12 protein-coding genes are annotated in these 22454 nt (G+C 48.9%); 1 reads left to right on the top strand and 11 read right to left on the bottom strand.

Annotated elements, in window-relative coordinates; all coding sequences use genetic code 11:
• Window positions 1–34: 34 nt before the first annotated feature.
• From C3B51_RS06030 to C3B51_RS05980, 11 genes are all read right to left on the bottom strand, one after another.
• Entirely contained in the window at window positions 35–1273 is a 1239-nt protein-coding gene (locus tag C3B51_RS06030) for a cysteine desulfurase-like protein (protein ID WP_130244492.1), read from the bottom strand.
• A gap of 9 nt (window positions 1274–1282) precedes the next feature.
• Window positions 1283–1915, bottom strand: coding sequence for a 2OG-Fe dioxygenase family protein (locus C3B51_RS06025; protein ID WP_125720310.1), 633 nt, complete (start codon window positions 1913–1915; stop codon window positions 1283–1285).
• Between the two features lie 251 nt (window positions 1916–2166).
• Entirely contained in the window at window positions 2167–6546 is a 4380-nt protein-coding gene (locus C3B51_RS06020) for a PKD domain-containing protein (protein ID WP_130244491.1), read from the bottom strand.
• A gap of 286 nt (window positions 6547–6832) precedes the next feature.
• Complete coding sequence (locus C3B51_RS06015) at window positions 6833–11131, bottom strand: leucine-rich repeat domain-containing protein (RefSeq protein ID WP_130244490.1); 4299 nt, start codon at window positions 11129–11131, stop codon at window positions 6833–6835.
• A 123-nt stretch (window positions 11132–11254) separates the two neighbouring features.
• Window positions 11255–12235 carry a hypothetical protein gene (locus tag C3B51_RS06010; protein ID WP_130244489.1) on the bottom strand — a complete coding sequence of 327 codons (981 nt, stop codon included), beginning with the start codon at window positions 12233–12235 and terminating at the stop codon, window positions 11255–11257.
• Complete coding sequence (locus tag C3B51_RS06005) at window positions 12235–13215, bottom strand: autotransporter outer membrane beta-barrel domain-containing protein (protein ID WP_130244488.1); 981 nt, start codon at window positions 13213–13215, stop codon at window positions 12235–12237. Before C3B51_RS06005 ends, C3B51_RS06010 begins: the two co-directional genes overlap by 1 nt.
• 257 nt (window positions 13216–13472) lie before the next feature.
• The gene (gene acnB / locus C3B51_RS06000; protein ID WP_125720318.1) at window positions 13473–16070 is read right to left on the bottom strand and encodes a bifunctional aconitate hydratase 2/2-methylisocitrate dehydratase; all 2598 of its coding nucleotides are present in this window, start codon (window positions 16068–16070) and stop codon (window positions 13473–13475) included.
• Between the two features lie 261 nt (window positions 16071–16331).
• On the bottom strand, window positions 16332–17384 hold the full coding sequence (locus tag C3B51_RS05995) for an OmpA family protein (RefSeq protein WP_125720334.1): 1053 nt from the start codon (window positions 17382–17384) through the stop codon (window positions 16332–16334).
• A gap of 111 nt (window positions 17385–17495) precedes the next feature.
• Complete coding sequence (locus tag C3B51_RS05990) at window positions 17496–19283, bottom strand: ABC transporter ATP-binding protein (RefSeq protein WP_130244487.1); 1788 nt, start codon at window positions 19281–19283, stop codon at window positions 17496–17498.
• A 3-nt stretch (window positions 19284–19286) separates the two neighbouring features.
• Window positions 19287–20717, bottom strand: a complete 1431-nt coding sequence (locus tag C3B51_RS05985) for a protein adenylyltransferase SelO (protein WP_125720322.1) — start codon at window positions 20715–20717, stop codon at window positions 19287–19289.
• Window positions 20714–21406: a DNA-3-methyladenine glycosylase I gene (locus C3B51_RS05980; RefSeq protein ID WP_130244486.1), complete on the bottom strand. Its 693-nt coding sequence runs from the start codon at window positions 21404–21406 to the stop codon at window positions 20714–20716. The genes C3B51_RS05985 and C3B51_RS05980 overlap by 4 nt, the downstream gene beginning before the upstream one ends.
• A 109-nt stretch (window positions 21407–21515) precedes the next feature.
• Here C3B51_RS05980 and C3B51_RS05975 point away from each other — a divergent pair, with 109 nt between their 5' ends.
• Entirely contained in the window at window positions 21516–22250 is a 735-nt protein-coding gene (locus C3B51_RS05975) for a substrate-binding periplasmic protein (RefSeq protein ID WP_125720326.1), read from the top strand.
• Window positions 22251–22454: the final 204 nt, after the last annotated feature.

Raw genomic sequence — 22454 nt, 5'->3', positions numbered from 1 at the left:
AAAAAAGGCGTCTAACCAGACGCCTTTTTTATGATTACTGTGCCAATAACGTTTCGAAGTGACCGAACAGGGTGTCCAGCTCTTCGATGGTGTTATAGTGCATACAGCCAATCCGCACCACACCGCCGCTTTCCATCACACCGAGCTGCTCACACAAACCCTGCGCATAGAAGTTACCATCCCAGACACAAATATGGTGCTTGCCCAGGTATTCAGACACCGCGCGCGGCGCAACGCCATCAAAGGTCAATGCAAAGGTCGGTGTGCGCTCTGCCAGACGCTCTGTGTCTGCGATACCATATAAGCGGATCTGCGGGAACGCCTGCAAACGCGACAAAAAGTGCGCACTTAACGCCATTTCATGGGCCTTGGTATTGGCAAATGCCACGCTCAGACGCTCACGTCGTGGCGCATCTTCTGGCAGACCGCTCAGTGACGCAATGTAATCAATGGCCGCCACCACACCCGCCAGGCCTTCAAAGCTCTGAGTACCGGTTTCCCAGCGACCCGGTACCACGTCTTTGGCCGGTTCCACTTTGTAAGGCGTAAAGCCAGCAAGGTGGGCCATTTTACCGTAAACCACGCCCACGTGCGGACCAAAGAACTTATAGACGGAACATGCCAGGAAATCGCAGTCCAGTGCCTGCACATCGATCAGCTCATGGGGCGCATAGTGCACCGCATCAACATACACCAAGGCACCGACCTGGTGCGCCAGCTCAACGATCTGCTTTATGTCATTAATAGAACCTGTGGTGTTCGACGCATAAGTCACCGCCACCAGCTTGGTCTTGCTGCTCAAGAGGCTACGGAAATGATCCATATCCAGCGTACAGTCGGCTTCATTCACTTTCACCGCATGCACACTTGCCCCTTTGTCTTCGGCAGCCTGACGCCATGACGACACGTTCGAGAAATGGTCGGCATTGGTGACTATCACTTCATCACCCGCCTGCCAGTCGCGGGAAATCGCACGGCTGAAGCTAAAGGTCAGGCTGGTCATGTTGGCGCCAAACACAATCTGCTCTTTGGCCGGAGCATTGAGTAAATCCGCCACCGCCTGACGCGCATTGTTCATCAGCTCAACGGTTTTATCACTGGAGAAAAACGCCCCACCCAGGTTTGAGTTAAAGTACCCAAGGTATGCAGACATGGCGCTCAATACAGACTGTGGCACCTGAGAGCCGCCCGGACCATCCAAGAAAATAGGAGAGCGACCTGCGACTTGCTGCATCAGGGCTGGAAACTGACGACGCACTTGATTCAGATTCATAATGGCCTCTTACGCGGTGAACACAAAGCAGTCCAGGTAGCCGGTCTGCGTGGCATCTAACTTGTTCATAGGCGTCGCGTTATGCCAAACCTCACGGTCATTGACCAGGGCAAACAGACCATCTTTGATCTCCATTTTAAAGCAGGGTTCAGCGTCTTTGTGCTCGTACACCAACAGCTCACCACCTGCGATGTTCTCATGAGAAACACCACATACACACACATGATCGAAACCATCCTGATGCACACCTTCTGGCGCTGGCGGTGTATCACTCTCAATGGCCAGCATGCGGAACTGGTGCACCTCAATATCACGCTCATCGCTGATACCTGTCATTGCTTTAAACTCATTGAGCAGGTGCTTGAAACCTTCGCTGTGGATCAGTGCGTCTTCCAGGTTTTCATACACGCGCTCAACATTACCCTGAAAGGTATTGATTGAGTCGTCCTGGACAAAGGCTTTGGTCGGCTGCAATGCCACCTCGCCATTGGCGAATTTCAATACAGAGTAACGGCGTTTTCTGAATGCGCCGTCTGCATACGGGTTATCTGGCAGACGGTTAAACGAGGGTTTAACGGCATCGATCTGCGCTTGTTGAATAAAACGAAGTTGTAGCAAATTCTGGTTGTTTACTGCGGTCATTTTGCTCTCGCCTAGGGATGACAATTTGGCGGAGATCTTAATCTATTTAAAGAGGAATTGTGATTTTGAATCTGTTTATTTAGTCGGTTTAAAAGAATAATTAGCCTGTTTTTTGCAATTTTTTAAATCAAAAATACACAAATAACAAGTTCACTGTTTGCTGCATACAAAAACAGGGCTTCGCACGCAAAGCCCTGTTTTAGCGTCAGTGCAAAGTCGGTGATACCGCAACACTCAACGCAGGCATAAAATTAAGGCAGAGGCACAAATTCCACCTGCAATACACAATAGCCTTGCAGTGGCCCAAGCCGGTAAATTGTGCCCTGTAACTCACCCGGGCAACCAGTGGCGCTGCCAACCTGATGGCCGGGATCGGGCTGTAAGATAAGCTCAAAAGACTGATTGTTTTCGAGTACAAAAAATGACTCACTGACGCTGCCCGGCCCTGTGACGGTAATATCAGCCCTAGATGACTGGCTGTAAGTCAGGTTGCCATACCCCTCATTCTGCAACCGTAACAAGTAAGAAGCCGTGTCATCACTAAGCGGGTTCCAGTAAAGTGCTAAGTGCACATCTTTATTTTCTATCACCTCAACCCCGGTCACTGAGTGCAGTGCATTACCATACACAGAAACATATTCTAGTCGCGGATTATGCTGTAAATCTAACTCGGTAATAGACGTGTAGGAAAAAGACAGGCTTTCCAATAGAGTATTATGGCTCAGATCAATTTGCTTAAGTGGATTATGACTAAGCTCCAGCCATTTTAGTCTGGTCAGGCTGGACAAATCAACCTGCGCCAATGATGCCCGCTGCCAGTGTAGTGATGTCAGTTGCGGGTACTGAGCCAGGTTGACCCAGCGCGGGTCTACCCCACTGATGTTAAGGGAAGAGAGACGCTCACCATCAAGCTGTCCCAGCTGGCTCATAAGTAAAGGGCTATACGATATATCCAATTGTTCGAGCTGTACTCCGTCAGCCAGCATAACAGACTGTAAGCGGGTATTGCGGCTAATGTCCAGGATTGTCAGCTGCGAATTTTGCCTCAAATCCAACTCACTCAGCAACGGAATATTGTCTACGTAAAGCGTTTCCAGCATGAGATTAGCGGACAGGTCCAGCTGGTCAAGCTGTGCAGCGCCAATATCTAGATATTTCAGCTCGGGGTTATGAGAGGTATCCAGCTGCGCCAGCTCATTATCATCCAGGTCTAACATTTGTAACCGTGGCATCCCATCCAATGGAATTGCAGTCAGCTTATTATGCCAAGCCCAAAACTGAGTCAGCCAAGGATGTTCACCAGTCGACACCTGGGTTAACTGGTTTGCAAAAAGCTGTACCCTGTACAGGGAGGCATGATCAGTTATATCCAGCTGCTCTAGCGCGTTCCAGCCAGCTTCAAGGTGACGCAGCTGCAAATTGTGTGCAATGTTCAGCTCTGTCAGCGAGTTCCTATCGACATCGAGCTCATGCAACTGAGGGTTGTGATCAAGGCTGAGTGTGTCGAGTCGGTTATCTGACAATACCAGCTTGATCAGGTTTGGCCAGCTGTCACCATTGAACATGCTCAGCGCATTACTGGATAAATCCAATTGTTGCAGTGCAGTGAAACGGGCCAAATCCAGCGATGCCAGCATGTCATCGCTCAGTCCGGCATGGCTTAATTTCAGCGTAAGTAACAGCTCTGGATGCGCGACATTAAGACGGGTGATCCCTCGCTCGCTTCTCTCAATGCTCAGGGATGTCAGTTGACTCAAGCCAGACAGGTCGAACTCAGTTACAGTCACAGTGCCGAGCGTAAGATCTTGCAAACCGGTTAAATTATTCAAACCATTGAGTGACTGAATGGCATCACCTGGGGTGCAAGCCAGCGAGGTAATTGCCTGAGGCGATTGAGCTGATGTCTGATTGACACACTCAACCAGGCGGAGATCCGTGATACCGGCCAGCTCTGCCAGGTCGGGCTTTTCAACAAAGGTTGCGGTAATTTCACAATCCGTATCACGTGCTGGAACGTGATAGTCCGGGTCATATAGTTCACCATCACAGCCTGTAATGCTCTGCAGCATGTAACCAGCCTCGGGCTCAGCATAGACAAATGCAGAATGCCCTTCAGGGACTTTCTGATAGCGCGGATAAACACTGCCCTGGCCTATCGTCTGGGTGGCGATAGCGTAACCGTCAAAATCGTAGTACCACTGTTGTTTATCTGATTCCTGACACCCCTGGCTGGCCGCATAAAAACAGATCTGCATACCACTTGCGTCATAGTTCAGGAGCTCAACATAATGAGTTTGCTCGTCGAGCATGATCGCCAATTTGCCATTTTCTAGTTCATACTGATACACAGTGTTATCAATAATCAGCCGGTTTGTAACGCTATCAGAACTCTCTGAGTACCAACGCATAGGTCCAAAAGTGACATTGCTCCAACGCGAACTCTCGTCATTTGCCCACATATGGTGAATATCGTCCAAATTGCTTGGCAAAAACTCAGTTTGAACTATTTCAGGGGTATAACGATAGACCAGCAGACTGTGATAGAGAGAAGTGGTATTACCTTCACGATCAAATTGCTCATACTGGCGGTTTACATAATAATGCTCACCTGATTGCGCCACTAACTGATGTGTCACTTTAGCTTCCAAAATGCAGTCAGGCATACCCGGCTTACATTCCGGGGTTAGTGTGTTGTCATACCTGAAACGCTCTCGTATTAACTCCCCCTTATCAACACGCCAGGCATACTGCCAGTCATAAGTATCAATATACAGCTCACCACTGCTGAATAAATCCATACTAAAAGTCTGGCTCGTGCCAATGAAACCCTGCCAGCGGCCAACCACATTGCGGTCGGTAAATGCCGCATCAGGCTGCTGCTTCACCAGGATCCCATAGCGGGTATCGGCCATACCAGCTTCTCCCCGGGCCAGGCTGACATATTGATAGGCTGCGCCGAGTTTTTTGGTTATCCAGAATACCTCTGTCACGGTTTGCTCACTCGCTTGGTAATCAACTTCCAGCGTGTTGCCGTTTACGCGCCAGGCCTGCACCTCGCGCTTAGGATCCTGAAGGGGGGTGGAAATTTCGCCGTTTTGCTCTAGCTGATATTGATCCGGAAAGCCACGAGCGGTTTTGCCATCGCTTTCACGCACCTCAATATGCCATAAGCCCAGCATTTCTTCGTTATCAGGCAGGGCCAGCGTCATACCTTTATCCAGCAGATTACTGGTGTAGGCTTTTTCATAAGGTTCTGTAGATGATTCATCTCCGCCGAACACCGTCGTGCCTTGCTCAACAATGTCAACGGTTTTGAACACCGCATTTTCCGCCAGGATCGTTATTTCCAGTGAATCTATGTAGACAGAGCGATCGGTATTGCTTTCCCAGGTAGAGATATGAAGCGGCTCCGCTAAGGTGATCTGCACTTTGTTGTGGTCTTGTTGCCAGCTTTCGATCTCCACGGTATTAATGGCAGACAGCGTCCCTTTGCCAGCATCGCTCAGGGTGAGATGATATGCACCGGCATTGAAATACTTCACGGCTTGCAGGATAAACTCACCCCCAAGTGGGGAAGTTGTGTCGTCAACTAAATCGCCATCTTGCTTTATCGCAGCTTTCGTCTGCTCTATCAGCGCCGGATCAGCGGCATTGATCTGACTTTCAAATTGTTGAGCTGTGTGCTCATCATCAACCAGATCCAGTGTCGAAGTAACGCCCTCGGGAAGGCGATAGTCACTATGATCGACCACGATTTTAATCAAAGAAGCCAGCAGCATTTTTTCATCGGCATCAACGTTTAACAGTGCCTGATTTAATTCCAGATCACTGGTCAGCGGCGCACCCGTACGGGTCATCAAGGCATATTCCGCAGTCGACACGTTGGTGACATTCACACCAAAGTTTTCAGCCTTATCAAGCAGGCCATCTTCACCCGCTTGTTGCACCAGCTGTGCCATCGAGTTCAGCACAGAAACAAACTCAACCTGGCTCTGCGCCCCCTCGCCGGTTGCAGAAATCCTAACCGGGTAATGTGCTTCACTCTCATCCACCAGCAGTGTCGCTGTGTAGTGGCCAGCTTCGTTTGCCTTGACCTGCACCTCAGTGCTGCCCGCAGCCAGTACCACATTGGCATTGGCGATTGGCTCATCGGTCACACGACCATTCAGGGTGACTGACTCCGTATTACGCTTGATCAGCACGCTCTGACTGGATTGCTGCGTCGCGCCCTTATCGTCAGTGACCGTAACCGTAAAGGTGATATTCGTATCTTCCTGGATATCCGGTACCGTGTAAGTCGGTGTTGCCGTGTCGGTACCTATTGCTGTTAAAGAAAGCGACGAGCTGTGAGACCAGGCGTAACTGGCCACGTGACCATCTTCATCGCTTGCGTTGGCGGTCAGTGAAAAAGCGATGCGCTCCTGTTGCTCAAGCATCTCAGCGATACTTACTACCGGCGCTTGGTTAGATTCAGCCGTGACTGTGCTTTGATCCGAGTCGGAATCCGTTCCAGCGCTAGCACCCGGTTCAGTACTCTCACTGCCTCCTCCGCACCCGCTCAATGCGAGCGCTAAAGCGGCTATCGGCCATTTATTCTGGCCTGTAGCCATTAAACCCTTAATTTTAATCATTATTGTATTTCCTGCATCGAGGTTTTCCATCCTCGTATTATTGTGCTGTGTTTAATCACTTCAATCGCGTGATTTGCACATGCATTTTAACATCGTTTCTATTTTTTCAACAGATGCATAAAAGGCAACTATACTTTACGCAGGTTATTAACATGTAACTCACTGATAATACAGTAATGAAGGAAAGAAAAGGCAATTATCAAAAAACAGGGCTTTGTATGCAAAGCCCTGTTTTAGCAGTCAGAGCAGTGTCGGTTACACCGCAAAGTACAACGCTGGCATAGGGTTAAGGCAGAGGCACAAACTCCACCTCTAACGCACAATAGCCTTGCAACGGACCAAGCCGGTAAACGGTGTCCAATAACTCACCCGGGCAACCAGTGGCGCTGCCAACCTGATGACCGTCATCAGGTATCAGCTCAAGATCAAATGTCTCCCCGTTGCCGATTTCCACATAACGCTTACTAACATGGCCATTACCCCTTACGTTTATCTTAGCAAACGACCCCTGACTAAAGTGCAAGTTGCTGTAACCTTGCGCCTGCATATCCGCCAGATAGGCCATAGTGTCATCACTAAATGGATTGAGCGTTAAATCAAGCGTAGCCCATTGAGCATGGATAGACGCGATGCCCGACACGGTAGTTAGTGCGTTTCGTTGCGCATCGAGGTAGCGTAAATAAGGTGTATGACTGAAGTCTAACGAGGTAATTTTTGTATTGGTGACAAACAGGAAATTAAGTTGCGGGTGAGCACTCAAATCTAAACTGGTCAACTCAGCCCCATGCAGGACCAAGTCGGTTAGTTGTGTTGGTGCGCTAAACTTCACCTCTGTTAAGGGGTTTCCCGCCAGATAGAGCTCCATAAGCTGAGGCAATTGGGACAGGTCCAGCTGCTTTACCCCCGCATCTTGCCACAATAGTTTTTCCAGGTTGCTCAGCTGAGCCAGCTCGATACCTGCCGCATCCAGGTTTGCCGCACCAATATTACTTATGTTTAATACCTTAAGTGGATAAATAACGGTTTTATCTATCTTATCCAGCAAGTTCTGGCTCGATGATATATCCAGATACCGCAGTGGTACACCTGGTGCCAGAGTCAGTGTCTGCCAATGATTGTTGTTTATCGCATTCAATTCAATCAGCTGAGTTTGCTGGCTCAGGTCCAACTCAGTTAGCTGTGATAAATTGCCTACATCAAGCTGTTGAAGTTGAGGGTTCGCCGATAAATCGAGCCGCCCCACAGGATTTCCATCAATACTCAATATTCGCAGCTGAGGAGTAGGTGCGAAGTCAAGTTGTGCTAAATCATTGTAGCTGGCATGCAGCACGGACAACACCGGCATGTTTGCGAGATCCAGAGTGCTTAAGCGGTTACTCGATATTGAAAGAGTCGTTAATTGCGGATGATTACCTGTGGTGAGCTGACGCAACTGGTTATGGTCTGCATAAACCACTTCAAGCTGGCTTAAGGTCGAAATATCCAGTTCCGTTAACTGATTTCTACTCAAATCTAACCTTCTTAGTGCCGTAAAACGACTCAGTTCCAGCGCTGTAATCTGAGCATTAGTTAAACCGTTACCAGATAAAGTAAGCTCCTCTATTCGCTCTAAATTTGAGAGCGTTAATTGAGGAAGACCATTGCTGTTACCAGAGAGCTGTAACTCCCTTAATTGCGTTAGCCCGGACAAGTCTAACTCAGTAACAGACAACCCCGACAACGCCAGCGTCTCCAGACTAGTCAGGTTAACTAACCCGGATACAGATCCGATCTCATCGTGAAAGCGGCAATCCAGATCGATCACTTCTTCAATCGACGAAACATTGAGATCATCTACACATTGAGCCAGAGCAGGATCGGTTATCCCGACTTGTTCAGCCAGGCTGGGCCGCTCGACAAAGTTTACCGTTACCTCACAGGATCCCGTTACCTCGGGGATCACATACAACTCGCCTTCCTGGCGGCCATTGCACCCCTGAATGGTATCGAACATATAACCCATCTCGGCTACAAAGCCTAATTCAGCGCTTCTCCCCTCAATGACTTGCTGATAATCCGGATAAATATAGCCATTGCCACTGGCACTGGCTGTCACTGTAAACATGGTGGGGCTAACGAACCAGGTCTGGCGATCTGCCGCCTGACAGCCAGCTGCCGCCGCATACACACAGACCTGGATTTTTTGCGCATCGTAATCCAACAGCTCGACCAAGTGGGCCTCTTCGCCCTTGGTAAATGCCAGCTTGCCTGCTCTTAAGGAAACAGGATAAGTCGCTCCCAGTAAAGAAAGCTGATACCCGGCCTCACCCTGGTTGGGTGCATCTGCGTTTTGTGGCGTAATACCGGTGCCAAATAACACTTCCTGCCAACCTTGCTCTGCGTCATAAACCCAAAGCTGCTGCTTGTCTTCGAGGTTTCTGTGGTAAAATTCGCGTTGCGCTATCGTATCGCTGTACTGGTAAACAAACAGGTTGGCTCTGGTAAAGAATAGCTCACCCTTTGAGTTATAATTTTCAAAGGTTTGTATCACATATCGCTCATTCCCTGACACAGCCACGAGTTGATATTTATACCGCGCGTCAAGTATGCAGTCAGGATCGCCCAACTGGCAGTCTTCGACTCGTGGCCAACGCGTGGAACGATAGTAGTCTCGATACAGCTCACCGTCCTTGATATACCAAGTTGCCCGAGTTTTAGACAAGTTGTAATGCACCTTACCAGTCTCAAACAGATCTATATCGAATTGTTCAGTTCGACCAATCAAGCCATGCCAGCGACCTGCAGCCGTCTCTTCAGTCAAAGCCAAATCGGGCTGTGCAGCGATCATCAGACCAAACTCGGTATTCGGCCACTGTGGCACGCTGAGGTCCAAGCTTACAACCTGGTAACCGGTATCCAGCTTCTTAGTGAACCAGAACGAAATTGAGCCTGTCACATCGCCTTCACGGTAGCTCACCGTTAAAGTGTTATCGGTTAACTGCCAGCTGAGTTCATCATCGGGGTCATCCAGCGCTATAACCTGCCCGTCAGCTTTAAACTCAAATCTTTGGGGTGCTGATTTCTGCGATTCTTCATCCGCGTCACTCAAGTCCAGGTACCAAACCCCCTGTAACGACTCTGGGGTGACTTGTGCCATTTTCAATTTGTCGATCAGATTGCTGGTGTAGCTGACTTGGTGTACCTGCGTGCCGGCATTATCACCTTCTATCACCGTCTGTCCCAACTCATCGATATCGACGGTTCTGAACACGGTATTTTCTGCCAGTACCGTGAGTTTAATGACATCAACATACACCATGTGCTTACTGCGCATTGGTGGATTGACAGAGTAGTCTCTGTACCACTTGGTGGATACATGAAGCGGCTGCTTCAGCGTAATGGTTACGGTGTTTTGCTCCTGCACCCAGCTGTCAATTTCAACCGTATTAATTGCCGAAACTGAGCCGCTCCCCGTCTCATTCAGACTGATGTGATAAGGGGGCAGATCGGCGTACTTTACCGATTGCACAATGAAATCGCCCTCAAGTGAGGTGTCAGGCGCAGCAATCAAATCGTCATCCGACTTAATGCTTTTTTTGGTCTGTGCAATCAGCTGCGGATCAGCTGCATTCAATTCATCTTCGAATGCCTGCGCGGTTTGCTCATCATCGATTAAATCCAGCGTTGTGTTAACGCCCTCTGGCAGATTATATTCGTCGTTATCCACCACAATTTTAATCAAAGATGCGAGGGTAAGTTGCTCGTCAGCATCCACATTCAACAACGCCTGCTCCAACTGTGCGTCCGATTCAATGGCTGCGCCGGTGCGTGTCATTAAGGCATATTCAGCGGTGGTTACATTGGTCACATTCACACCGAAGTGCTCACTTTTGTCCAAAATACCATCCTCACCCGCTTGCTGCTCCAACCGGGCAACAGAATGAAGTACCGACACAAACTCGACCTGGCTTTGTGCATCAACCCCAGTTGCGGTTACCACCACCGGACGGTAGGCCTCGCTCTCATCCACAATGAGCGTTGCGGTATACTGACCTTCGCTGGATGCACTCACTTGCGCTTGTGCACTAGCGGCTTGCACCACAACCTGTGCGTTGGCTATCGGCTTGTCCGTCACAACACCGGTCAGGGTCACTGAGTTCACTTTTCGCTTGATCACAACCTCCTGACTGGCGCTACTTGTAGCCCCTTTATCATCGCTCACCGTGACGGTAAATGTGACTGTCATATCCTGATTTATGTCCGGCACAGTGTAACTGGGCGTGGCCGTATTAGTGGCAGTTTCTGTCAATTCTAAGGGCGCATTGTGTGTCCAGACATAACTTGCCACTGAACCATCGGTATCACTGCCCTCGGCTGTCAGTGTAAATGCTGTGCGCTCTAGCTGAGTCTCGGTCGCGTTAATACTGACTACTGGAGGCTGGTTTTCTGGTTCGGTGGGTGTTGGTTTAGGGTTTGTCTGTGTATCTGGCTGGGCGTCAGGGGATGTACTTGGTTTATCACTCCCGCCGCCACAACCGGCCAATGTTAAGGCCATGACTGAAATAAGTGGCAACAGCCGCCACCTCGCATTCATTGCTAACATCATTGTTTTTCCTTATTGATAAAATAGAGCTAATTTAAAGGCTTACATGCCTTTTATGTTATTTTTGTCATTATTTATCCGGCTGCCCCAGTGTATGCCGACAGCCTCTGAGTACACAGCAATTAATTAAAGCTTATTGTTAATCGCCTCCAGTTGTTCGCTAAAACTCAGATGGCGTAAATCCCCCAGGCCAGCCTTATTTGTCATTTCTAAGAGCTGTGCTTCGAGTGCCAGTAACGGGGCCTCTGAGCGCTTATCGTCAATTGCCGCTTTCCTCCTCATATGCTCAGCAAAAAGCTGCTCCATTCTTTTCACTTGTAACTCTGCCAGGTTCACCCGATGCTCTATGTCATCATACGCACGGACATTTTGACGAATAAAACTTTGTGCAGACTCCGCCGTGGCTTTTACGTCCTGATAAACCGTAGGTAAAACCTCTGCCTTGTCTGAATTTGCCAACCGGGTGACATCTTCAAGTACGTTTCCCAAAAAGTAATGCTCAGCAGCATCTTGTTCCAGTGCATGTAACTGAGATTGTAGTTCAGGTAAGTAACCTTCTACCTGTTCCCGCTTGCCTGCCACCAGCATCTCTTTGAGGTCCTGATGACGCTCCTCAAGACGCGCATAACGGCGCTCAAAATGCTGCTGGGTTGAAAGCTTATCGAGCACAGCAAAATGCGAGCGGATCGGTTCTAGTACACTGACAATCGCTTGCTTTGCGCTTTGTGCGGCCGCAATTAAACTGACAATTTCCTGGCTTGCCGCCATCACTTCGTCTGCTTTTGTATCTGAAGAAAATAAAGAGGCGCTTTCAAGTGACTCGGCCGGGTTTGCACGTAATTCGGCAAAATCTTCCTGCAGAGATTGCCACAGTTTGTCGGCTTTGGCTGTGCGCTCGCTGTCGTACTCTGATAAAGCTTCCTCTGCAGACAAGCCCAGCGCCTGCTGGGCTTCCTGATAGGCTGCCTGTGCCTTGTTGTACGCGGCCTGGATCTGCTCAGGGGACGCTTTGTTACTGCTGACAATGTTGCTCACCGAATCCAGCGTTTTACATCCGCCCAATAAAGAAACTGCCAGTAATAAGGCGATACTACTGTGTTTGTACATTAATAACTCCACTGAATTCCAGCTGAAAGAGAAAGGTTTGTGTATTCGATATCTGGCACCGTACGGCGATTGCCATCTGACTCAGAGATAGCATCACGCTCTTTGTAGGAAGCATCCACGCCCGCCATTACGGCAATAGTCTTAAACACCTGATAGCGCACGCCCGCACGTGCCTGAATGCCCCAGCCATTGAATGTCTCACTGAGGGTTTTTTCTATGGTGCGGGTATTTTGTACCCGAGTATAAATGGGGAGCGTGACTTCGGCATCCGCATACCAGCTAAATTTGTTAAAGGCATCCTGTAATTTGCTGTCATAACGCAGTCCCGCCGCCGCAATGATGCTCATTTGGTCTTCGGTGGTGGAAACCACAGACTGTAAATTACCAGGTAACCCTTCGAGCTCCCCGGTACCTGTGTTGGTTTGTCCGGGTAAGTTAAAGCGCGCCACCGGATCGCCCTCACCACGTGGCGCAGACTGTAAAACCTGATCAAACTGACCTGCGCCTGGTTGTGCGAATTGGAAGTCTGAGCGGGTAAAACTGGTAGTGAATACCCGCCCACCCATAGTCACCTGCAGTGCACGCGACATATTGTAGGCGGCACTCAGGGCAATTTCGTTAGACTTTACTTTAAAGTCGTTGGTCTGCACGGCACCAAACTGGTGTGTCACTGAGCTATCGTTGGGATCGGTGAAATCGCTCACATACCAGGTCTCTGTATCCAGGCCGGTGTATATGGTTGCGGCCGTCCCAATATACACACCCCAATCGTCGTTTATGCCTGAGTAAGAAAGTTGTCGTATTGTGGGGTTACTGACTGTGGCATCCTGGGTCAGACGGCCCAGTCCGCTCAAATCATTGAGCGCTTCACTGTAGTCGATTGATTCAAAACCAAGTCGAATTTCACTGTAGGATGGGTTAGGAGCGGCAGCCGCGGTGCCTGACACCAGACAACACGCCATAATGAGCGATTTATTCATAACATTAGACCTTGCGCAGAGTGGACCAAAAAGTAACGCAAGGAAAAACGCACCACTCCCTGGTTACAGATTTTTACATTGTTGTACAATAATAAGCCAGCACAGAGGATAGTCAAGGAACTCAACGTGACTTTAAGGCACTGAAAGCTAAATGAAACAATATGAAAGATTTAATGAAAAGCCGTGCCAGGTTCCTATCCCCACAACGCAAAAGAGCCAGCTTGAAGCTGGCTCTTTGAAGCTATCTGCTTAAAAGCTTAAACAGCTTGCTGAATAATCACGCTATCCGCTTTTTTGGTGTACTGAGGCATTTTATGGAAGTTCAGGTAGCGATAAGTATCTGCCGCCGTGGCGTTGATCCGCTCGGCATATTCCTGATATTCCGCGGGGGTCGGCAACTTGCCCATAATCGCCGCGACCGCTGCCAGCTCAGCCGACGCCAGATAGACATTGGCACCAGTTCCCAGGCGGTTAGGGAAATTACGCGTTGAGGTAGATACCACCGTTGCTTTGTCCGCAACCCGCGCCTGGTTACCCATACACAATGAACATCCCGGCGTTTCGATACGCGCACCAACCCGCCCATAAATACCGTAGTATCCTTCGTCGGTCAGCTGATCTCTGTCCATCTTAGTCGGTGGAGCAACCCACAGCTGTGTGGGTAAACGGCCACCAAAGTTATCGAGCAGTTTACCTGCCGCTCTGAAATGGCCAATGTTGGTCATACACGACCCGATGAAGACTTCATCAATTTTCTCACCGGTGACCTCAGACAACAAACGAGCATCATCCGGATCGTTTGGCGCACACAGGATCGGCTCTTTGATTTCAGCCAAATCGATTTCTATCGTATGGGCATACTCAGCGTCGGCATCCGCCGTCATCAGCTCAGGATTGGCCAGCCATTCTTCCATCTTAGTGATACGGCGCTCTATGGTACGGACATCGCCATAGCCCTCAGAAATCATCCACTTCAGCATTACAATATTGGAATTGAGGTACTCTTCAATGGATTCCTGAGACAGCTTGACCGTACAGCCCGCCGCGGAGCGCTCAGCCGAGGCATCAGACAACTCAAATGCTTGTTCTACAGTAAGGTGTTCAACCCCTTCAATTTCCAGGATACGACCAGAGAACTCATTGATCTTACCCTTCTTTTCAACCGTCAGCAGGCCTTGTTTAATGGCGTAGTATGGAATTGCATGGACTAAATCACGCAGTGTGATCCCAGGCTGCATCTCGCCTTTAAAGCGCACCAATACAGATTCTGGCATATCCAGTGGCATCACGCCGGTCGCCGCCGCGAAGGCTACAGCACCGGAACCCGCAGGGAAGGAAATGCCCAGCGGGAAACGCGTGTGAGAGTCACCGCCAGTGCCTACTGTGTCGGGCAGCAACATACGGTTTAGCCATGAGTGGATCACGCCGTCACCAGGGCGCAGTGACACGCCGCCCCGGTTCATGATGAAATCGGGCAAGGTGTGATGCGTATTCACATCAATGGGCTTCGGGTACGCCGAAGTATGACAGAATGACTGCATTGTCAGATCTGCTGAAAAGCCCAGACACGCCAGGTCTTTCAACTCATCTCGGGTCATTGGGCCTGTGGTATCCTGCGAGCCGACTGTGGTCATGGTTGGTTCACAATACTGACCAGGACGCACACCTGGCATATTACAGGCGCGACCAACCATTTTCTGCGCCAGTGTGAACCCTTTACCTGAATCTTCAATTAGCTTAGGTTTGCAGAAAATCTCTTCCGGCTCCATACCCAGTGACTGCCGCGCCTTGTCTGTCAGACCGCGACCAATAATCAAAGGAATACGGCCGCCGGCGCGCACTTCGTCGAGGATCACATCAGATTTGAAGCTAAACGTGGTGATCACCTCATCGCTGCCATGACGCTTCACAACCCCTTCGTAGGGATAGATGTCAATCTGATCTCCCATATTCAGGTCATCTACTGGCAACTCAATCGGCAGTGCGCCCGAGTCTTCCATGGTATTGAAGAAAATAGGTGCTATCTTACCACCCAGGCATACACCACCTACCCGTTTATTTGGTACAAACGGAATATCATCACCCATAAACCACAGCACTGAGTTAGTGGCTGATTTACGTGAAGAGCCCGTACCGACCACATCACCGACGTACGCCAGTGGCAAGCCTTTTTGTTTCAGCGCCTCCAGCTGAGTGACCGGACCTACCTCACCCGCCTTGTCCGGATTGATCCCATCACGCTCATTTTTTAGCATGGCCAGTGCATGTAATGGAATATCAGGTCGTGACCAGGCGTCCGGCGCCGGGGACAAGTCATCCGTATTGGTCTCACCGGTGACTTTAAATACGGTAACAGATATTTTGTCTGCAACTGCTGGTTTTTCCAGGAACCACTCAGCGTTAGCCCAGGACTCAATTACTTGCTTAGCAAAGGCATTGCCTGCTTTGGCTTTTTCCTCAACATCGTAAAAAGCATCAAACATTAACAGCGTATGAGACAGCCCTTTCACTGCGATAGGTGCCAGTTCATCATCATCCAGCAGCTCTATCATTGGGGCAATGTTGTAGCCGCCCAGCATAGTACCCAGCAACTCTGCGGCATAGGCTTTGGTGATCAAAGGTGACGTCGCTTCGCCTTTGGTGATGGCCGCTAAAAAACCCGCCTTCACATATGCTGCATCATCCACCCCGGGTGGTACACGGTTGATAAAGAGATCGACGATGAACTCTTCCTCACCTGCTGGTGGCGTTTTCAATAACTCGATCAGTTCTGCCGTTTGTTGCGCATCCAGTGGTTTGGGAACAATCCCCTGCTCTGCGCGCTCCTCAACATGTTTACGATATTCTTGAAGCACAATATTGCCCTCTTGGTGACGTGAACAGATAATTAAATTTTTAAGCTGTTAACTCCAATAAATTTACTTATCTATAAAATATGATGATTTATTATAAGGTCTTAGAGTATAGATGAAAATCAAACGACCACTAAGTAGCATTATGTTCGCTATAAACCTCATGAATGAAGATGAGAGGAAACGATATTCTTATGAATATTAAAAGGAAAAAAGACACAAAAAAGCCCGGATATTTCCGGGCCTTTATAAGACAGGTTAGGATTAACGCTGTACTTTAACGCGCTCGATCGATTTTACTTTTGCTTCTACACGACGGTTTTCAGCGTGGGCTTGCGCAGAGTCACCCATGTTTTTCAGGCGCTCTTCACCAAAGCCAACCGTTGTGATACGCATTTTATCAATGCCCTTGTCAATCAGCTGCTTTGCAACTGAATCGGCACGCTTTTTAGACAGCCACTTGTTGTATTCGGCTTTACCCACCGCCGAAGTGTGGCCTTCCAGTACCACTGTTGTTTCAGGGTGTTCATTCAGGAAACGTACAACAGCCTGAATATCGTCAAGATACTGTTGAGATACGCTGGAATTATTGTTCGGGAAACGCACCAGCAGGCTAACAGTTACTTCTTTATCTTCGTACAAGGTACAGCCCTGAGCATCGACTGCATCAGTCATTGGTGTGTTCGCGCACTGATCGTCCATGTCATAAATGCCGTCTTTATCGGTATCTACCGGCGCAGCCACAACAACCACGGGCTCAGGCTCTGGCGCAGGTGCTGGCTCAACAGGCTTGCTGCTGCTTGAACCACCAAAGAAGTAGTTAATACCCAGTTTTGCACCTACATCTGTATAACCACGATCAATGCCCTGATAAATGGCCGTTTCGAAGTTCGCGGCAAAATTGTCACTAAAGTGATGACGATAACCGGCACCGACATTAGCAAATGTATTACTGTCAAACACATCGATAGACTTCAGACCAAACAGCGCATAAAAGGGGCCGCCATTGAAATGGTAGAGGCCATCAATACCGATTCTGTCACCATCAATGGAGTCAGTACGGACTCCTGACAAGTCAAAATCCATGTCAGCATATTCGATACGGCCACTCCAGTATTTGCTGAAGCGATAACCAAGCTCAGCGCCCCAGCCCGTTGAATCATCAACAGTGACACCAGCCGCATCCCGGCTATTTTCCCATTCAGCGTTGTAGTAGTCGCCGAAAACGCCCAAATAAACCCCTTCTTTATGGTCATCCGCATACGCACCGGCTGCCATCAAAGCTGTAACAACAACACTTAGCATTCTTAGTTTCATCATCCTTCCCTCTCTAAAATAATAGTGCAATCTGATAATTACAGTAATAATAGTAGATTAAGTCTTAATATTTACTTAACACAATTTAGGAATTTTTTGTTAATTTTACATTCAGCTCTGATGACCAAATAACACCCGATACAAGCCTTGCTCTGCCACCAGGCTATGATGATCACCCGCCTGGCTCACCATCCCGTCGTCCAGCACATATATTTGATCTGCCTGGCGGATGGCACTCAGCCGATGGGCAATGATCAGCGTGGTTCTGCCCGATAAGAAAGTATTAAGATTACGATGGATTTTAGCTTCTGTTTCGACATCCAATGCCGAAGTTGCCTCATCTAAAATAACCACTTTCGGATCCGCCGCCACCATACGGGCAATAGCCAGGCGCTGCTTTTGCCCGCCTGACAATCGCACTCCATTGCGCCCGACCACAGTATCCAGCTGTTGTGGCATAGCCATGACCGTTTCGGCCAGCTCTGCGACCTTTAACGCGTGCCATAACTGCTCATCGTCACATACTTTGCCCATGGCCAGGTTTTCCCGAATGCTGGCATTGAACAATATGGGTTGCTGAAGTACAGTGACAACATGCTCCCGAATGGCGTGAAAGCCGACTTCCTCTGCAGGCATATCGTTAATCAAAATATCCCCGGACTGCTTCTGATATAGCCCCAGTAATAATTGCACCAGGGTGGATTTACCGCCTCCTGATACCGCTACTAGGGCCGTTTTCTTACCGCTGGGCAAACTCAAAGTGACGTCATTCAGGACCGGCAGCCCATCCTGATAGGCAAAACTGACGTGACGAAAATCGATTTGAATAGTTGGCTGGTTGAAAACTTTGCTGTTGCTTGATTGCTGCGGCTCAGTACTGAAAGCCAGCACCTGGTTGAGGCGTTGCAATGCTGCGGTTGCGCCATAGTAAGCATATTGAATACTCAGGATCTCCTGCACCGGCCCCATCATAAACCATAGATACCCAAACACCGCGAAGATTTGCCCCACAGTCAGATCGGAAAAAACCACCATCAGCATCGCAATAGCACGGAATACTTCAAAACCCAGTAAGAAAACAGTGAAACTGAGGCGATTAACCGCGTCCGTCTTCCATTGTGACTGTACAGAATGATGACGAAGTGATTTTGCCGCGGTCATAACCGTGTCAAAGTAACTTTGCTCTCGGCGCATTGCTTTGAGCTGAGCAATCGCATCTAAGGTATCCACCAGGGCACTCTGAAACGCTTCAAATGCATTATTCTGATGTTTTTTAAGATCCTTAACCCGTTTGCCGAACTGCCGGGAAAAGTAAATCACTGCCGGGTTCAGCGTCAGAATGATCAAACCAAGCACCCAGTCAATCCAGAGTAACACCACCGCAGTGCCTGCAATCGTCAAAATACCTATCAGGAAACGAGAGAGTGTTTGGCTGATAAATCCATCGAGCGTCTCGATATCTGTGATACATCGTGAACTAATTGCAGCAGCGCCTTGGGTTTCATATTCCTTTAATTGTACCTGCGCCAGATGCCCAAGCAGCCTCTCCCGGATCCGGTACGAAATGTCTTTTCCTATAATCGTAAACTGGCGGGACTGTGCGACACCCAATACCAATGCGCCCAGACGCATACAAACCACCGCGATTAAGATCGATATGATATAACCCGTTGCTCCTTGCCACTGCACGGGTAACATTCGATTGAGGGTCTCAACCGCAGTGCCTGGGTGTGCCAGCAGTACTTCGTCCACCAACAACGGCATCATGAGCGGAATTGGCACGCTGATCAGCGCTGCACACAGCGCTATCAGATGCGCATAAATCAAAGGGGTTTTATGTGTCAGTATCTGTCGTTTGATTTCCTGCCAGGTCAATGCCTGAGTGCTCTGTTCATTCATCGATTATGTACCACAAAATGTCTGGTAGGCTTGCTCATTGGACATAGTTGCCAACCACTGCGCAGGGTAAGTTTGGTATAAGTATGGGGTTTTAAGCGCATTTAACCAGCTGGTGAAAGCGCTGCTGCTGCGCCCCTGGTTAAACTCTGCGATAAAATGCTCAACCATATCATTGCGTGGAATAATGGCAGGATTGACGGATTGCATTATCGAGTGTGCTTCACCGGGGTCGCCGATCCGCTCGCGCCATTTTGCTACCCAGCCCGTCAGCACTTCCGGTAACGTATAGGTCTGCAGCGGATTGGTGTGCAGTGAATTAGTCAGCGCGGCAAACGTATTGGTGTAATCCAGCTTATTTTGTTGCATCAGTGACAATAACTCACTCAGCAGAGCCTGATCAGACTCTTGCCACGTCATTAAGCCGAGCTTTTTGGTCCACATCAGCTGATAGCCTTGATTAAAATCGTCGGCAAACTGACTTAAAATTTCTGAAAAACGTTCAAGTGCGGCGTCTTTATCATCGACTAACAGCATCAGGGATTCCGCCAGACGCCCACAGTTCCAGCTGGCAATATTAGGCTGCTGACCAAACGCATAACGCCCCTGTCGGTCAATGGAGCTAAATACGGCATCAAATGAAAAAGACTCCATCATGGCACACGGGCCGTAATCTATGGTTTCACCATTTATCAGGGTGTTGTCTGTATTCATAACGCCATGAATGAAACCCACCTGCATCCATTTTAGAATCAATGCACATTGCTTGCTGCAAACGTGTTTGAAGAAGTCGAATATACGGGCTTCACCACTTGAGGTAATGTCGCTAAAGTGCTCGCGAATACACAAGTCAACAAGCTGCTCCATGGCTGCTGTATCTTTGTTCATCGCCATTAACTGAAAAGTACCGACCCGGATATGGCTGCGAGCAACCCGGCATACGACTGCACCCGGTTCCTGCCTTTGACGCATTACATGCTGACCTGTAGATAAGACTGCCAGACAGTGTGTTGTAGGAACGTCGAGCGCCTGCATGGCATGGCTCATAATGTACTCCCGAATAGCTGGACCCAGTGCACACAGGCCATCGCCCCCACGGGAGAACACGGTCGCACCAGAGCCCTTAAGGTGCATGTCATAATTCAGGTCATTAGACGCGGTGAATGACGCAATTAGATGTGCCCGCCCATCGCCAAGCTGTGGATTAAAATGACCAAACTGATGTCCACAGTAAGCCATGGCAACCGGCTGGATGCTATTCACCTGAGACAGGCCTGCAAGGTAGTTTTTTAGCTGTTGTTGATCGAGGTCGAGACCCAGATCAGTGAGCAGCGCCCGGTTTGTCAGCAATACCTCGGCTTGTTCAAACTGATGAGGCTGCTGTGGCACCAGATAAGCCTCGCCTAATTCGGTGTAACGTGAGAAGAAATGAGTCATGATGATACCCCTACCAAATTGTCACCCACACTGTAAGCAACAAGCTGACTTAATGTTTGCAATGAATAACCACTTTGGCTACGTAACTCATTGAAGAACACCTGTGCAGAACGAAGTGATTTCTGGCTATGCAGGCCACCTGAGATCACCTCGTGCGCCCGCAAATAGGCTTCGACATCCCGGCTTAGAATAAAGGTATCTTTCCCAACCGCCCTCAGTGCATACGCCCCCGTATTCCCACCGAGCCGGCTACCTTTCTTTTTAAGTAGTGACCACAATTCGATGATGTTGTCCTCGGGCCAATGCGCAACCAACTCGCTAAAAGAGCCATGTTCAAGTGCTAATTCATGGATCATCAGGCAGTTGTCGGCAATACTTTGTACTTTTTTATAATTACGTACTATCCGCTCGTCCTGAGCACGCTGCTCATACATTTCGGGCGACATATACAACAGCTTCTCGACGGAGAAGTCCCAAAAGACTTCGCGAAACCCGGGCCACTTGGCATTGATCACCGACCAGTAAAAGCCACTTTGAAATATTTTTCGTGTGAACTCCTCCAGCCATACATCATCGGAAAGTCGAGCGAGCTGTACTGATGACAATGGTTCGCTAAGTAATGATTCCAATAACTCCCTGCCACCTTTGCGCTGACACGCTCGCTCATAAATATCTACAAAACTTTCCACAACTTAGCCTTAATTTCTATTAGTTAGTTAATCACTTTTCCTGGCTTATTCGTTTTATTCAACAATAAGCGCTATAGTTTTATTTAGCCCAGCTTTCAGAGCATTGTCAGTGAAATACATTATTCTTGCTTTATTTTACAGTCTCACTTGTGCCGCCGAAACAGTCCACATAACAACAGGTCAATGGCCACCATACGTAGACAGGCACCGCCAGGATCAGGGGTGTACCGCTCAGCTTATCCGAGATGCCTTTGCTTTGCACGATATCCGAGTACGGTTTGTTTTTATGCCTTGGCAACGTGCCTATGAAGAGGGGAAAAAATCCGAGTTTATCGGTAGTGCCTATTGGTACTTCAATGAGAAGAGAGCTTCTGAATACGTGTATACCGCCCACCCCATCACGTCAGAAATTTTGTATTTCTATCACCTAAATAAGACCCCATTTAAATTCGATTCATATGCGGATCTTAAACCCTACCGGCTTCTGCTAAATAAAGGGCTGACCTACCCTGAGACACTCTGGCAGGCAATCAAACAATATGATATCGAAACCTCGGAAGCTATTTATACAACTAAGAATTTGCAGCTCCTGCTTCGCCAGCGTACAGATATTATCATTTTAGATGAGCAAACAGGGAAGGAGTATGCGAAAGCCCTACCCGAGACAGATCAGACTCGCCTTGTAAGGCAGCCTAAACCCGCTTTCATCAATCAAGGGTTTTTATTAATCAACCCGCAGAGCAAGAAGTACGCCCCACTGTTTAATGAAGCACTTGGAAAGCTAATGGCCGATCCCAGTTACCTGAGCCACTATCAATCAAACTGCTCAGCCATTGAAAAATAGTGCACAGTACAATGACAGCGAGCAACGCGAGTACATTTACTTTGCGCAAGGGCGAATTGCGACCGAAGCACCGCTTCGCAGCGCAATGAACGCAGGGTGACGAGAAACCGAAGCAACGCTTCGCAGTTCGAGGAAGTGAGCGCAGGGATGCGCGAAAGGGAGATACTACATGGAAGTACTTTATTCCAAACGCAAAAAAGCCCG

This window comes from Pseudoalteromonas rubra (assembly GCF_004212645.1).
Lineage (GTDB): Bacteria > Pseudomonadota > Gammaproteobacteria > Enterobacterales > Alteromonadaceae > Pseudoalteromonas > Pseudoalteromonas rubra_G.
The sequence above is the reverse complement of the archived record's forward strand: the minus strand, read 5'-3'. Positions and strand labels throughout refer to the sequence as shown.

Bases quoted from the DNA above. Each gene is read 5' to 3' on its own strand.
- C3B51_RS06030 (WP_130244492.1), bottom strand. From the start codon at position 1,273: ATGAATCTGAATCAAGTGCGTCGTCAGTTTCCAGCCCTGATGCAGCAA.
- C3B51_RS06025 (WP_125720310.1), bottom strand. From the start codon at position 1,915: ATGACCGCAGTAAACAACCAGAATTTGCTACAACTTCGTTTTATTCAA.
- C3B51_RS06020 (WP_130244491.1), bottom strand. From the start codon at position 6,546: ATGATTAAAATTAAGGGTTTAATGGCTACAGGCCAGAATAAATGGCCG.
- C3B51_RS06015 (WP_130244490.1), bottom strand. From the start codon at position 11,131: ATGATGTTAGCAATGAATGCGAGGTGGCGGCTGTTGCCACTTATTTCA.
- C3B51_RS06010 (WP_130244489.1), bottom strand. From the start codon at position 12,235: ATGTACAAACACAGTAGTATCGCCTTATTACTGGCAGTTTCTTTATTG.
- C3B51_RS06005 (WP_130244488.1), bottom strand. From the start codon at position 13,215: ATGAATAAATCGCTCATTATGGCGTGTTGTCTGGTGTCAGGCACCGCG.
- C3B51_RS05995 (WP_125720334.1), bottom strand. From the start codon at position 17,384: ATGAAACTAAGAATGCTAAGTGTTGTTGTTACAGCTTTGATGGCAGCC.
- C3B51_RS05990 (WP_130244487.1), bottom strand. From the start codon at position 19,283: ATGAATGAACAGAGCACTCAGGCATTGACCTGGCAGGAAATCAAACGA.
- C3B51_RS05985 (WP_125720322.1), bottom strand. From the start codon at position 20,717: ATGACTCATTTCTTCTCACGTTACACCGAATTAGGCGAGGCTTATCTG.